The 14866-nt window shown below is 56.0% G+C and carries 12 protein-coding genes; 6 read left to right on the top strand and 6 right to left on the bottom strand.

Annotation, left to right across the window (positions count from 1 at the left end; genetic code table 11):
* Nucleotides 1-76: 76 nt before the first annotated feature.
* Together OVA10_RS20680 and OVA10_RS20685 are read right to left on the bottom strand one after the other, a co-directional pair.
* Nucleotides 77-847, bottom strand: a complete 771-nt coding sequence (locus OVA10_RS20680) for an ABC transporter permease (protein ID WP_100777588.1) — start codon at nucleotides 845-847, stop codon at nucleotides 77-79.
* Entirely contained in the window at nucleotides 844-1770 is a 927-nt protein-coding gene (locus tag OVA10_RS20685) for an ABC transporter ATP-binding protein (RefSeq protein WP_100777589.1), read from the bottom strand. Before OVA10_RS20685 ends, OVA10_RS20680 begins: the two co-directional genes overlap by 4 nt.
* A gap of 107 nt (nucleotides 1771-1877) precedes the next feature.
* Here OVA10_RS20685 and can point away from each other — a divergent pair, with 107 nt between their 5' ends.
* On the top strand, nucleotides 1878-2540 hold the full coding sequence (can, locus tag OVA10_RS20690) for a carbonate dehydratase (protein WP_095280808.1): 663 nt from the start codon (nucleotides 1878-1880) through the stop codon (nucleotides 2538-2540).
* Nucleotides 2541-2646: 106 nt separating this feature from the next.
* Here the strand turns inward: can and hpt are convergent, their stop codons facing one another.
* Nucleotides 2647-3183 (bottom strand): hypoxanthine phosphoribosyltransferase, encoded by a 537-nt coding sequence (hpt, locus tag OVA10_RS20695; RefSeq protein WP_100777590.1) that lies wholly within the window; start codon nucleotides 3181-3183, stop codon nucleotides 2647-2649.
* Between the two features lie 204 nt (nucleotides 3184-3387).
* Here hpt and OVA10_RS20700 point away from each other — a divergent pair, with 204 nt between their 5' ends.
* Nucleotides 3388-5778 carry a glucose/quinate/shikimate family membrane-bound PQQ-dependent dehydrogenase gene (locus OVA10_RS20700; RefSeq protein WP_102104615.1) on the top strand — a complete coding sequence of 797 codons (2391 nt, stop codon included), beginning with the start codon at nucleotides 3388-3390 and terminating at the stop codon, nucleotides 5776-5778.
* Nucleotides 5779-5862: 84 nt separating this feature from the next.
* Here the strand turns inward: OVA10_RS20700 and cueO are convergent, their stop codons facing one another.
* Nucleotides 5863-7434, bottom strand: coding sequence for a multicopper oxidase CueO (gene cueO / locus OVA10_RS20705; RefSeq protein WP_268196714.1), 1572 nt, complete (start codon nucleotides 7432-7434; stop codon nucleotides 5863-5865).
* A gap of 145 nt (nucleotides 7435-7579) precedes the next feature.
* On the opposite strand from cueO, the gene OVA10_RS20710 reads away from it, so the two are divergent.
* The 3 genes from OVA10_RS20710 (at nucleotide 7580) to speD (ending at nucleotide 9710) form a co-directional block, all read left to right on the top strand.
* Complete coding sequence (locus OVA10_RS20710; protein ID WP_100780766.1) at nucleotides 7580-7927, top strand: YacC family pilotin-like protein; 348 nt, start codon at nucleotides 7580-7582, stop codon at nucleotides 7925-7927.
* Nucleotides 7928-8044: 117 nt separating this feature from the next.
* Nucleotides 8045-8914 (top strand): polyamine aminopropyltransferase, encoded by an 870-nt coding sequence (gene speE, locus OVA10_RS20715; RefSeq protein ID WP_268196715.1) that lies wholly within the window; start codon nucleotides 8045-8047, stop codon nucleotides 8912-8914.
* Between the two features lies 1 nt (nucleotide 8915).
* Nucleotides 8916-9710 (top strand): adenosylmethionine decarboxylase, encoded by a 795-nt coding sequence (gene speD, locus OVA10_RS20720; protein WP_100777594.1) that lies wholly within the window; start codon nucleotides 8916-8918, stop codon nucleotides 9708-9710.
* A gap of 31 nt (nucleotides 9711-9741) precedes the next feature.
* Here speD and yacL read toward each other — a convergent pair whose 3' ends face one another.
* Nucleotides 9742-10104 carry a protein YacL gene (yacL, locus tag OVA10_RS20725; RefSeq protein ID WP_100777595.1) on the bottom strand — a complete coding sequence of 121 codons (363 nt, stop codon included), beginning with the start codon at nucleotides 10102-10104 and terminating at the stop codon, nucleotides 9742-9744.
* A 159-nt stretch (nucleotides 10105-10263) separates the two neighbouring features.
* Nucleotides 10264-12861 carry a bifunctional aconitate hydratase 2/2-methylisocitrate dehydratase gene (acnB, locus tag OVA10_RS20730; RefSeq protein WP_100777596.1) on the bottom strand — a complete coding sequence of 866 codons (2598 nt, stop codon included), beginning with the start codon at nucleotides 12859-12861 and terminating at the stop codon, nucleotides 10264-10266.
* Between the two features lie 439 nt (nucleotides 12862-13300).
* Here acnB and OVA10_RS20735 point away from each other — a divergent pair, with 439 nt between their 5' ends.
* Nucleotides 13301-14866 carry a DUF3300 domain-containing protein gene (locus OVA10_RS20735; protein WP_268196716.1) on the top strand — a complete coding sequence of 522 codons (1566 nt, stop codon included), beginning with the start codon at nucleotides 13301-13303 and terminating at the stop codon, nucleotides 14864-14866.

Consider the following 14866-nt stretch of genomic DNA (forward strand, 5'->3'; position numbering starts at 1 on the left):
CGGAGTGAAGATTAATTTATGGTGATAACTATCAAAGAAAATGCCCCGGCAGACAGAGTGCTGCCGGGGATGCGGCTTAGCTGCGCAATCCGCGTCCGCGCTGGATCAGATACCAGCACAGAATATAGAAAGCGATGATGAAGACGGCGAGGACGATGACGGTGGTAAACAGCGGCACGTCAGTTATGCCGAGGAAGCCAAAGCGGAATCCGCTGATCATGTAGACAATCGGGTTCAGGTGCGACAGCGCCTGCCAGAACGGTGGCAGCAGCGTCAGGGAGTAGAACACCCCACCGAGATAGGTCAGCGGCGTCAGGACAAAGGTCGGGATCAGGCTGATGTCATCGAAAGTGGTCGCAAACACTGCGTTCAACAGGCCAGCCAGCGAGAACAGAATCGCGGTCATCAGCAGGGTCAGCGCCACGAACATCCATGAATGCACCTGGAACGGGACAAAGAACAGCGAAATAGCCGTCACCAGAATCCCTACCGCCAGCCCGCGCGCTACGCCGCCGCCCACATAACCGGCGATGATGACGTGCGTTGGCACCGGGGCCACCAGCAGCTCTTCAATGTTACGCTGGAACTTCGCGCTGAAAAACGACGACGCCACGTTGGCATAGGCGTTGGTGATCACCGCCATCATGATCAGGCCCGGCACGATAAACTGCATATAGGTAAAGCCATGCATTTCACCGATACGGGAGCCAATCAGATTCCCGAAGATGATGAAATAGAGCGTCATGGTGATCACCGGCGGCACCAGGGTTTGCACCCAAATGCGCATAAAGCGGTTAATCTCTTTGGCCCAGATACTTTTTAGCGCCACCCAGTAAAGATGCATCATGCCTGCTCTCCTTGTTTATCCTGGACCAGCGAGACAAACAGTTCTTCCAGTCGGTTAGCTTTGTTACGCATACTCAATACCTGAATGCCCTGCGCGCTCAGCTGCGCAAAGACGCTGTTAATGCCCTGCTCGCGCAGGACTTCCACTTCAAGCGTCGACGTGTCCACCAGACGATACTGATAGCCCTCCAGCTTCGGCAGCGGGCTTTTGGCCGCCAGATCGAGGATAAAGGTTTCGGACTTCAGCTTGGACAGCAGGTTCTTCATCGAGGTGTTTTCCACCAGCTCGCCGCGCTGAATGATGCCGATATTGCGGCACAGCATTTCAGCTTCTTCGAGGTAGTGGGTGGTCAGAATGATGGTGGTGCCTTTGTCGTTCAAATCCTTCAGGAAACCCCACATCGAGCGGCGCAGTTCGATATCCACGCCCGCCGTTGGCTCATCAAGGATCAGCAGTTTTGGCTCGTGCATCAGGGCGCGGGCGATCATCAGACGGCGCTTCATCCCGCCGGAGAGCATGCGCGCACGTTCGCCGCGTTTTTCCCACAGATCGAGCTGTTTGAGGTACTTTTCGCTGCGCTCGATGGCGTCCTGACGTTCTACGCCGTAGTAACCCGCCTGATTGACCACAATTTGCTGCACGGTTTCAAACGGGTTGAAGTTAAATTCCTGCGGCACCAGCCCCAGCTGACGTTTGGCGTTGACCACATCTTTTTCGAGATCATAGCCAAACACCGCGACGCTGCCCGAAGACTTGTTCACCAGCGAGCTGATGATGCCGATGGTCGTGGATTTCCCCGCGCCATTCGGCCCCAGCAGGGCGTAGAAATCCCCCGCTTCGACCTGCAAATCAATTCCGCGCAGCGCCTGAACGCCGCCCGGATAGACTTTTTTAAGCTGCTTAAGCTCAAGTGCGATAGTCATGAATTAAACTTACCTATAGTTCTGACACACGTTGTGTGGTTTCAATAAAAGTCGAGTTACCCTATATTAGCGCAACGCTATTACTCGGTTACAGGTCGTTAACCTCTATGAATGACATAGATACACTCATCAGCAACAATGCACTATGGTCAAAAATGCTGGTAGAAGAGGACCCGGGATTTTTTGAGAAGCTGGCGAAGGCGCAGAATCCACGTTTTTTATGGATTGGATGCTCTGACAGCCGCGTCCCGGCGGAACGCCTGACAGGCCTTGATTCGGGTGAACTGTTCGTTCACCGTAACGTCGCAAACCTGGTCATTCACACCGATCTCAATTGTCTTTCCGTCGTGCAGTACGCGGTTGATGTGCTGGAAGTTGAGCACATTATTATCTGCGGCCATTACGGCTGCGGTGGTGTGCAGGCGGCGGTCGAAAACCCGGAGCTGGGGCTGATCGACAACTGGCTGCTGCATATTCGCGATATCTGGTTCAAACATAGCTCACTGCTGGGCGAAATGCCGCAGGAGCGTCGCCTCGACACCCTGTGCGAGCTTAACGTGATGGAGCAGGTCTATAACCTTGGCCACTCCACCATCATGCAGTCAGCATGGAAGCGCGGGCAGAAAGTCTCCGTTCACGGCTGGGCGTACGGTATCCATGATGGATTGCTGCGCAATCTGGAAGTGACTGCCACCAACCGCGAAACCCTGGAGCAGCGCTACCGCTCCGGGATTGCCAACCTGAAGCTCAAGCACGTTAACCACAAATAACCTGCAAAAAAGCCGGGCGGCGGCTTCGCCTTACCCGGCCTTGAGATGTGCCGTTCACGCTTTACAGGCCCGGTCAGCACAACGCTTCCGGGCTAGACCGCTGAGATTACTCGTCCAGCAGTACCACTTTCCCGACATACGGCAGATGGCGATAACGCTGTGCGTAATCGATGCCGTAACCCACCACGAACTCATCCGGAATCGAGAAACCAACAAATTCAACCGGGACGTCAACTTCACGGCGAGTCGGTTTATCCAGCAGAGTGCAGATCGCCAGGGATTTCGGGCCGCGCAGGCTCAGGATCTCGCGCACTTTAGAGAGCGTGTTACCGGAGTCGATAATATCCTCTACGATTAACACATCCTTGCCGCGAATATCTTCATCCAGATCTTTCAGGATTTTCACGTCACGGGTGGTCGACATACCGCTGCCGTAGCTGGACGCGGTCATGAAATCCACTTCATGGGACACCTGAACTTCACGGCACAGGTCTGCCATGAACATGAATGAGCCGCGCAGCAGACCCACCAGCACCATATCGCTGCCGCTGTCCTGATAACGTTCGGTGATTTGACGACCCAGTTCGGCGATACGCGCTTTGATCTCCGCTTCCGGGATCATCACTTCAACACTATGTTTCATATTACTAACCGTATGATTTAAAACCAATCTATCACTGCGGATGCAGATACGTCCGGCAATGATTCACAAGTACGGCAGTATACCAGCAAATGGATTCGCCTGGCGCATGAGTTACAAAAAGCTCATTTTGTGATTCCGATCACACTTGTTAATACCTATAATTAATTGCTATCAAATAATTAACAAACTACAGAGTACTTTTCTATGGCTGAAATAAAATCTCAACAGCCGCGTCTACTGGTAACGTTAACAGCCGCTTTTGCCGCATTCTGCGCGCTGTATCTGTTAATCGGTGGCGTATGGCTGGTCGCGCTTGGCGGCTCCTGGTACTACCCGATTGCGGGCCTGGTCATGATTGCTGTGACCGTCCTGCTTTTGCGGCGTAAACGTTCCGCGCTGTGGCTTTACGCAGCACTTCTGCTCGCAACGATGGTCTGGGGTGTCTGGGAGGTCGGCTTCGATTTCTGGGCGCTCACGCCGCGTAGCGACATTCTCGTCTTCTTTGGTATCTGGCTGATCTTGCCCTTCGTCTGGCGTCGCCTGCTGGTGCCGTCCAGCGGTGCGGTTGCGGCACTGGTCGTGGCGTTGCTCATCACCGGTGGCATTCTGACCTGGGCCGGATTTAACGATCCGCAGGAAGTGAAAGGTACTCTGAGTGCCGATTCCACGCCTGCCGCCGCCATTTCTCAGGTGGCTGACGGCGACTGGCCAGCGTATGGGCGCAATCAGGAAGGACAACGTTACTCGCCGCTGAAGCAAATCAACGCCGATAACGTGAAAAACCTGAAAGAAGCCTGGACGTTCCGTACCGGCGATCTGAAGCAGCCGAACGATCCGGGTGAGCTGACCAACGAAGTCACCCCGATCAAAGTGGGCGACATGCTGTACCTGTGTACCGCTCACCAGCGTCTGTTCGCGCTGGATGCGTCGACCGGTAAGGAAAAATGGCACTTTGATCCGCAGCTGAACACCAACACCTCCTTCCAGCACGTGACCTGTCGTGGCGTCTCTTACCACGAAGCGCGCGCGGACAACGCCAGCCCGGACGTGGTAGCTGACTGTCCTCGCCGTATCATGCTGCCGGTGAACGATGGCCGTCTGTTTGCGATCAACGCCGAAACCGGCAAGCTGTGCGAAACCTTTGCCAACAAAGGTATCCTCAACCTGCAGACCAACATGCCGGATACCACGCCGGGCCTGTACGAGCCGACGTCACCGCCGATCATCACCGATAAAACCATCGTCATTGCCGGTTCTGTCACGGATAACTTCTCTACCCGTGAAACCTCTGGAGTGATTCGTGGTTTCGACGTGAACACCGGCAAACTGCTGTGGGCCTTCGATCCGGGCGCGAAAGATCCTAACGCCATCCCGTCGGATGAACACACCTTTACCTTTAACTCACCGAACTCCTGGGCACCGGCAGCGTATGACGCGAAGCTGGATCTGGTCTATCTGCCGATGGGCGTGACCACGCCGGATATCTGGGGCGGGAACCGCACGCCAGAGCAGGAGCGTTACGCCAGTGCCATCGTGGCGCTGAACGCAACGACCGGGAAACTGGCCTGGAGCTATCAAACCGTTCACCACGATCTGTGGGATATGGATATGCCGTCCCAGCCAACGCTGGCCGACATTACCGTCAACGGAAAAACTGTTCCGGTCATCTACGCGCCAGCGAAAACCGGCAACATCTTCGTGCTCGACCGTTCTAACGGCAAACTGGTGGTTCCGGCTCCGGAAAAACCGGTACCGCAGGGCGCAGCGAAAGGCGACTACGTTTCGAAAACGCAGCCGTTCTCTGACCTGAGCTTCCGTCCGAAGAAAGATCTGACCGGCGCGGACATGTGGGGCGCCACGATGTTCGATCAGCTGGTGTGCCGCGTGATGTTCCATCAGCTGCGCTATGAAGGCATCTTCACCCCGCCGTCTGAGCAGGGCACGCTGGTCTTCCCGGGTAACCTGGGGATGTTCGAATGGGGCGGTATCTCGGTCGATCCAAACCGTCAGGTGGCGATTGCCAACCCGATGGCGCTGCCGTTTGTCTCGAAGCTGATCCCACGCGGTCCTGGTAACCCGATGGAGCAGCCGAAAGACGCGAAAGGCAGCGGCACTGAAGCCGGTATTCAGCCGCAGTACGGCGTGCCGTATGGCGTTACGCTGAACCCGTTCCTCTCTCCGTTTGGCCTGCCGTGTAAACAGCCTGCCTGGGGTTATATCTCCGCGCTGGATCTGAAAACGAACCAGGTGGTATGGAAAAAACGTATTGGTACGCCACAGGACAGCATGCCGTTCCCGATGCCGGTTCCTGTTCCGTTCAATATGGGTATGCCGATGCTCGGCGGCCCGATCTCTACTGCCGGTAACGTTCTGTTCATTGCGGCAACCGCAGATAACTACCTGCGTGCGTACAACATGACTAACGGTGAGAAACTGTGGCAAGGCCGTCTGCCGGCCGGTGGACAGGCCACACCGATGACCTACGAAGCGAATGGCAAGCAGTACGTTGTCATCTCCGCGGGCGGTCACGGGTCATTTGGCACGAAGATGGGCGACTATATCGTCGCGTATGCGTTGCCGGATGATGTGAAGTAGATGTGAGTGAAATGCAAAACGGCAACCTTCGGGTTGCCGTTTTTAGAACTCTGGCCGGGTAAGGCGAAACGCCGCCCGGCTTTTTTACACCGTAAATCCTAGCATCATCCCCGTATCTTCATGTTCCAGCAGATGGCAGTGGGCCATATAGGCAAACTCCTTCGGCGCGTCATGCTCAAACTTCACCAGCACTTCGCTGACTCCGCCCTCTACCCGCACCGTATCTTTCCAGCCCGTTCGATGTGCCGCCGGTGCTTTGCCGTTCTCGGAGATAATGCGGAACTGCGTGCCGTGAATGTGGAACGGATGCAGCATCATGTCGCCCTCGCCTGAAATCACCCAGCGTTCGTACTGGCCCTTGCTGGCCGCAAACATCGGGGTGTTCATATCAAAGGCCTGGCCGTTGATACGGTTGGCGTTATGGAAATCAAACCCTTTCCCGCCGCCGTGATTCATATGGCCCATGTTGCCCATCTTGCCGTGGTCCATATTCAAATGCCCCATCGACTGGCCGTGGTGCATGCCCGCCATCGCCTGATCGCCATATTTGTTCATCAATGCCTGCATGCCCATCATGTCGAGCATGGGGTCCATCGACAGCTGGAGTTTACGCTGGGTTAATCCGTCGAGGGACGGCAGCGCAGGCATGGCCGCCAGCGTATCCGGCAGCGTACCGGAGGCCGTCACCCGCAGCGGCTGTATGCGCAGCACCGGATGCGGCTTATCGAACGGCGCAACGGCCATCCCCATCTGACTCACCGGGAGGGTAATGAGGTCAAACGGTTTCCCGTCGCTGATATCCACCAGCACTTCAAAACGCTCGCCCATCAGCATCGGCAGTTCGCTGACTTTCACCGGCTCAGCCAGCAGCCCGCCGTCGCTCGCCACCACGTACATTGGACGCTGGTCGCTGGTGGCAAAGTTGAGGGAGCGCGCGTTACAGCCGTTGAGCAAGCGCAGGCGCAGCCAGCCTCGTGGCGCTGAATGCTGCGGATAAATCGCCCCGTTGGTCAGGAGCGTATCGCCAAACCAGCCGACGGCGGCGCTCATCACGTCGAGCTGATAGTCGATCTGCCCCTCAGCGGTAAATTTCTTGTCCTGTACGATCACCGGCACATCGTCGATGCCCCACTGTTTTGGCAGACGCAGCATCCGGCTTTCGTCGTCTTCAATCAGCACCAGTCCCGCCAGCCCCATCGCCACCTGATGCCCGGTTTTGCCATGCTGATGGGGATGGAACCAGCAGGTCGCTGCGTGCTGGTCCGGGGTAAAGGTCACCGTGCGCTCACCGCCCGCTTTGATCACCCCCTGCGGGCCACCGTCGACCTCGCCGGGAACCTCCAGGCCATGCCAGTGCAACGTCGTCTCTTCCGCAAGGGTATTATGAATATTCACCGTCACCGGTTTGCCCCGGGACAGCTGAAGCGCCGGACCGAGCAAATTACCGTTATATCCCCATGTGGTGGCCTGATGCGCGCCAAAGGTCGATTTTCCCGACTGAACGATTAACTGGATGCGACTGCGGGCGTCGGCAGTCAGTAAATCAGGGATGGGGAGGGTGGGTCTGTCGGCGGCGAATGCGGCGCGGCTCCATAAAGGTAACGCGCTGGCAGCCCCCAGTACGGCTGAATATTTCAAAAAATCACGACGTTGCATGTTCATTCCTTTTTTCCGTGCAGGCGATATTTTGAGCTTAAACCCTCCCCTTGGGAGAAGGTCAAGTAAAGCGGCAATAATAAAGGTCGTCGCGCTGGTATCAAGTATGCTAACGTTTAATTTCCGTGACGCAGTGGTAAAAGCAATGAAGACGTTTTTCAGGACAATTTTGTTCGCCAGCCTGGTGGCGATGAGTGCGAACAGTTATGCGCTGAGTGAAAACGAAGCGGAAGATATGGCCGATCTGACGGCAGTTTTTGTTTTCCTGAAAAACGATTGTGGATACCAGAATTTACCCAACGGGCAGATTCGTCGTGCACTGGTTTTTTTTGCCCAGCAAAATCAATGGGATCTCAGCAACTACGATAGCTTTGACATGAAGGCGCTCGGTGAAGACAGTTACCGCGATTTAAGCGGCATTGGCATTCCTGTCGCGAAAAAATGCAAAGCGCTGGCCCGCGATTCGCTGAGCCTGCTCGCCTACGTGAAGTAACCCTTCCCGACGCCCCTTTGTTGCAATGATGGCCGTGCATGCGCGGTCGTTGTTGGCTATGATGTTGCGCCCATTTTGCGTGGGTGTAATGGATGTTAACAAAGGAGGTATCAGCCTGTGACCGCTAACACCTTGTGGCATGAAACGCTGCATGACCAGTTTGGTCAGTACTTTGCCGTTGATAACGTGCTTTATCATGAGAAGACCGATCATCAGGATCTGATCATTTTCGAGAACGCTGCCTTCGGGCGCGTCATGGCGCTGGACGGCGTGGTGCAAACCACCGAGCGCGATGAGTTTATCTATCACGAAATGATGACCCATGTGCCGCTGCTGGCGCACGGGCACGCGAAACACGTGCTGATCATCGGCGGCGGCGACGGCGCAATGCTGCGCGAAGTCTCCCGCCATAAAACCGTCGAGAGCATTACGATGGTCGAGATCGACGCCGGCGTGGTCTCTTTCTGTCGCCAGTACCTGCCAAATCACAATGCTGGCAGCTACGACGATCCGCGTTTTACGCTGGTGATCGACGACGGCGTTAATTTTGTAAATCAGACAAGCCAGACCTTCGATGTGATCATTTCCGACTGCACCGATCCCATCGGGCCGGGCGCGACGCTCTTCACCTCGTCCTTCTACGAAGGCTGCAAACGCTGCCTGAACCCTGGCGGGATTTTCGTGGCGCAGAACGGCGTCTGTTTCCTGCAGCAGGACGAAGCCCTCGACAGCCATCGCAAGCTGAGCACCTATTTTGGTGACGTCAGCTTCTATCAGGCGGCGATCCCAACCTACTACGGCGGCATCATGACCTTTGCCTGGGCGACGGATAACGGGGCGCTACGCCATCTGTCGACCGAGATAATCCAGGCACGCTTCCATCAGGCAGGCCTGAAATGCCGTTACTATAATCCGGCAGTCCACACGGCGGCCTTTGCCCTGCCACAATATCTGCAAGACGCGCTGTCCTCTAAGGGGGTGAACTAAATTGAAAAAGCTGAAACTGCATGGCTTTAACAACCTGACCAAAAGCCTGAGTTTTTGTATTTACGATATCTGCTACGTGAAAACAGCGGAGGAGCGCGATGGTTATATCGCCTATATCGATGAACTCTACAATGCCAACCGCCTGACCGAGATCCTGTCAGAAACCTGCTCCATCATCGGGGCCAATATCCTGAACATTGCGCGTCAGGACTATGAACCGCAGGGTGCCAGCGTCACGATCCTCGTGAGCGAAGAGCCGATCGACCCGCAGCTTATCGATCCCACCGAGCACCCTGGCCCGCTGCCCGAAGCGGTGGTCGCCCATCTCGATAAGAGCCATATCTGCGTGCACACCTATCCCGAAAGCCACCCGGAAGGCGGGCTGTGTACCTTCCGCGCTGACATCGAGGTCTCCACCTGTGGAGTGATTTCACCGCTGAATGCGCTGAACTATCTCATCCACCAGCTGGAATCCGATATTGTGACCGTGGACTATCGCGTGCGCGGTTTCACCCGTGATATCAACGGCATGAAGCATTTTATCGATCATGAGATCAATTCGATTCAGAACTTTATGTCCGAGGACATGAAGGCGCTGTATGACATGATGGATGTGAACGTCTACCAGGAAAACATCTTCCACACCAAGATGTTACTGAAGGAATTCGACCTGAAGCATTACATGTTCCACACCAGGCCAGAAGATTTAAGCGAAGAGGAGCGGAAGGAAATTACCGACCTGCTCTGGAAAGAGATGCGCGAAATCTACTACGGCCGCAATATTCCGGCCGTGTAAAGCGCACGGGGAGCAAGGAAGCTCCGCTGATTTACTTCTGTTTCATGAAATCACGGTACGCCGCTACCACCTGCAAAAAGTCCTCCACGCCGCACAGCGACAGGCTCTCTTCGTCGTAGTAGCTCATCCCCTCTTCCATCTCATCGCCTGAAAACTCAAGCTGATTGGCGCGCACCATGACCTCTTCCCCGTCCATCCAGAGGGTGTATTCATGTCCGACGCGCTGCCAGGATCGCTCGCTGCCTTTTACGGTTTGCGCAGCGTCTTCGACTTCGTCGAGCAGGGCGAGATTTTCTTTCACTTCTTCGTTAAACCAATGCCCGACCACCTCGTGGCCCATCGACATACGCACTTTCACCACTCCGGTGATATCGCGCAGAAATTCGTAATCCATGGTGTTTTCCTCTGCAGAGCCATTGGCGTAATTATCGCAGATAGAGAGGAGATAAAAAGCGGGACGGGTGTCAGGAGTGGAAAATAAAAAACCCCGCAGGCAAAACGCGGGGTTTTATTGTCTTGCAGGCCGGGCAGCGCAGTGCCGCCCGGCAACACCTTACACGGCGGTCTGGAAGATCACGCCGTCGGCTTTCTCGGTGTACTGAGAGAGCTTGTCGAAGTTCAGATAGCGATAGGTATCCACCGCCGTCTTATCAACCTGAGCAACGAAGGTCTGGTACTCTTCCGGCGTCGGCAGTTTGCCGATCAGCGCCGCAACAGCCGCCAGCTCCGCAGAGGCCAGATAGACGTTCGCACCGGTCCCTAAACGGTTCGGGAAGTTACGGGTCGAGGTAGAGACTACCGTTGCACCGTCAGCCACACGCGCCTGGTTACCCATACACAGGGAACAGCCAGGGATTTCGATACGCGCACCGCTCTTACCAAAGACGCTGTAGTAGCCCTCTTCCGTCAGCTGTGCCGCATCCATACGCGTTGGCGGAGCGACCCACAGACGCGTTGGCAGCTGGCCTTTGTGGGTATCCAGCAGCTTACCGGCAGCGCGGAAGTGACCAATGTTGGTCATGCAAGAGCCGATGAACACTTCGTCGATCTTATCGCCCTGCACGTCAGACAGCAGACGCGCATCGTCAGGATCGTTTGGTGCGCACAGGATTGGTTCTTTGATATCCGCCAGATCGATGTCGATAACCGCCGCGTATTCCGCGTCAGCATCGGCTTCGAGCAGTTGCGGATCGGCCAGCCATTTTTCCATACCTTGAACGCGACGCTCGAGGGTGCGACGATCGCCGTAACCTTCTGCGATCATCCACTTCAGCAGCACGATGTTAGAGCTGAGATACTCAACGATCGGCTCTTTGTTCAGCTTGATGGTACAGCCTGCCGCAGAACGCTCGGCAGAGGCATCCGTCAGCTCAAACGCCTGCTCAACTTTCAGATCCGGCAGACCTTCGATCTCCAGAATGCGGCCTGAGAAGATGTTTTTCTTCCCTTTCTTCTCAACGGTCAGCAGGCCCTGTTTGATCGCGTACAGCGGGATCGCATGCACCAGATCGCGCAGGGTAATGCCCGGCTGCATTTTGCCTTTGAAGCGCACCAGTACGGATTCCGGCATGTCCAGCGGCATCACGCCCGTTGCGGCAGCAAACGCCACCAGGCCAGAGCCTGCCGGGAAGGAGATGCCGATCGGGAAGCGGGTGTGGGAGTCACCACCGGTACCCACGGTATCCGGCAGCAGCATGCGGTTCAGCCAGGAGTGGATAACGCCATCGCCAGGGCGCAGCGATACGCCGCCACGGTTCATGATGAAGTCTGGCAGCGTGTGGTGTGTGGTCACGTCTACCGGCTTCGGATAGGCAGCCGTGTGGCAGAAGGACTGCATCACCAGGTCGGACGAGAAGCCCAGACACGCCAGGTCTTTCAGCTCATCACGGGTCATAGGACCGGTGGTGTCCTGAGAACCGACGGAGGTCATTTTAGGTTCGCAGTACGCACCCGGACGAACACCCGTCACGCCGCACGCGCGGCCAACCATTTTCTGAGCCAGGGAGTAGCCGCGAGTGCTCTCCGCCACGTCTTTCGCCTGACGGAACACATCGCTGTGCGGCAGGCCCAGCGCTTCACGCGCTTTGGTGGTCAGGCCACGACCGATGATCAGCGGAATACGGCCACCTGCGCGGACTTCGTCGATCAGCACATCGGTTTTCAGTTCGAAGCTAGCCAGCAGTTCGCCGGTTTCATGGTTGCGGACTTCGCCTTTGAATGGATAAACATCAATCACGTCACCCATGTTCAGGTCGCTCACATCCACTTCGATCGGCAGTGCGCCCGCATCTTCCATGGTGTTAAAGAAGATAGGTGCAATTTTGCCGCCGAGACACAGACCGCCGCCGCGCTTGTTCGGGACATGAGGGATGTCATCGCCCATGAACCACAGCACAGAGTTGGTTGCGGATTTACGCGAAGAACCGGTACCGACCACGTCACCGACATACGCCAGCGGGAAGCCTTTCTTATTTAATTCTTCGATCTGTTTGATCGGGCCGACAACGCCCGGCTGATCGGGATTAATGCCTTCGCGGGCGTTTTTCAGCATCGCCAGGGCGTGCAGTGGGATATCCGGGCGGGACCAGGCATCCGGGGCCGGAGACAGGTCATCGGTGTTGGTTTCGCCGGTCACTTTGAAGACCGTAACGGTAATTTTTTCAGCAAGCTGAGGACGGTTCAGGAACCATTCGGCATCAGCCCAGGATTGCATCACCTGTTTCGCATAGACGTTGCCTGCTTTCGCCTTCTCTTCCACATCGTAGAAGTTATCAAACATCAGCAGCGTTTGTGCCAGCGCTTTTGCGGCAATCGGTGCCAGCGCGTCGCTGTCCAGTGCATCAATTAACGGATGGATGTTGTAGCCGCCCTGCATGGTGCCGAGCAGTTCAATCGCTTTTTCAGGAGTAACCAGTGGGGAGGTTGCTTCGCCTTTGGCAACGGCAGCAAGGAATCCGGCTTTCACATACGCGGCTTCATCGACGCCTGGCGGAACACGGTTGATCAACAGATCTAACAGGAATTCTTCTTCGCCCGCAGGCGGATTCTTCAGCAGCTCGACGAGGCCGGCCATCTGGGTTGCATCTAAGGGTTTCGGTACAATTCCCTCGGCGGCACGTTCTGCTACGTGCTTACGGTATTCTTCTAGCACGACGGTTCTCCTCGCTCTCATTGTCATATGCGGTCGGCGTTCTCTTCACGCTCCTGTGAGACAGCAGTTTGTAGGGTAAATGCCCGATACCGCGTCGGGCAGCATAGCAGGATTTCTGCACAGTGTTAATCCGTTTACAAAAAAGCAACATTAAATAGTTTGCTGAATCGTTAAGGATGGTATAGCGCGCGGAGAGCGGGATTTTTCAGGCACAAAAAAACCGCCTTTCAGCGGTTTACTGCTGGCCGCTCGCAAGAGCGGCCTTCTGAATATCTCACGCCTTTTTCCCCATCGGATATAATTTGTGTAATAAATGCTCACACTCTTTATCCGGATACAGCGGGCCGTTTCCCAACATTAATCAAAACCACAAAATACGGGTGAATATACTCGCGGCAACAAGAACGCCCATCGACACTGCTTACGCTGGAGTCACACTATGAAGTTGCCCTTTAAGCCACATCTGCTTGTCCTGCTGTGCAGTGCCGGGCTGTTAGCCGCATCCGGCGTCATGTATGTGAAAAGTCGAGCGCCCGAGACAGTTTCAACGCCTCCGCCCGCTGTGGCGCCCACCGCACCTCAGCCTGTTTCCCCGACACCCGCCCCGGTGGTCACCCCGACCTATACCGCCGCGCAAATCGATCAGTGGACCGCGCCCATCGCGCTCTACCCTGACGCACTGCTCTCGCAGATCCTGATGGCCTCAACCTACCCGGCGAACGTAATTCAGGCCGCGCAGTGGTCGAAAGATAACCCTAAAATGCAGGGCGATGCCGCCATTCAGGCGGTGAGCAATCAGCCGTGGGACCCCAGCGTTAAATCCCTGGTGGCCTTCCCTCAGCTGATGTCTCTGATGGGGGAAAATCCGCCATGGATACAGAATCTCGGCGATGCGTTTTTGGCTCAGCCGAAAGATGTGATGGACTCCGTCCAGCGTCTGCGGCTCCTGGCCCAGCAGACGGGCGCGCTGCAGTCCACGCCACAGCAAACGGTCACCAGCTTGAAGAAAGCGGCCCCGGCTGCCAGCACAGCGTCCGGCACAACGTCAACGACCGCTGCCACGACGAGCAGTCCAACGGTGATTAAAATCGAGTCCGCCGATCCGCAGGTGGTTTACGTCCCGACCTACAATCCCAACACGGTTTACGGCACCTGGCCCAGCGCCAGCTATCCGCCGGTTTACCTGCCCCCTTCCCCTGGCGAGCAGTTTACCAATAGCCTGGTGAAAGGCCTTGGGTTTAGCCTTGGGGTCGCCACGACTTACGCGATTTTCAGCAATATCGACTGGGACGATGACGACGATTATCATCATCATGATCACGATGACTACGATCACCACAACGGCGGCTATAACCGCAATGGTGATAATAACATCAATATCAACGTGGATAATTTCAACAAAATCAGCGGACAGCGCCTGACGGATAACAACCGCACCTGGCAGCATAATCCGGCCTATCGTGAAGGCGTTCCGTATCCAAATAATCAGTTGAACAACCGCTTCCACTCGACGAACAGCGCAACCGGTCTGAGCGCCACTCAGCACCAACCGATCAATCGCGACAGCCAGCGTCAGGCGGCGATGGCGCAGGTTCAGCAATCGACCGGGAAAACCCTTTCACAAACCCAGCGCCCGGCAACCAAAGAGGTGCAGCGTCAGGCGGCGAACAATCAGCTAAAACAGATTTCCCAGCGTAATAACTATCGCGGGTACGACACCAGTAAACCGAACACCGCCCAGCGAGCGAATAACAAAGCGCAGCGCGAGAATCATCAGAATCTGTCACAACGACAGGATCGACCGGCCTCACAGCCAACCCGCCAGCGAAATACGCAACCGCGAGCCAATGCGTTAAGCGGCAACGACAGCCGCTCAGCCAACTGGCAGGCGCAGCAACAGCGCGGGGCGCAAAGCCGTCAGTTCACCGCGCAGCACCAGAATCGTCAGCAGCCACGGCAAATGCCGGCAGGCCGCAGCGAACACCGTGAATTCCGTCACCGCTAA

Source organism: Lelliottia sp. SL45, assembly GCF_026672535.1.
In the GTDB taxonomy this organism is placed as follows: Bacteria; Pseudomonadota; Gammaproteobacteria; order Enterobacterales; family Enterobacteriaceae; genus Enterobacter; species Enterobacter nimipressuralis.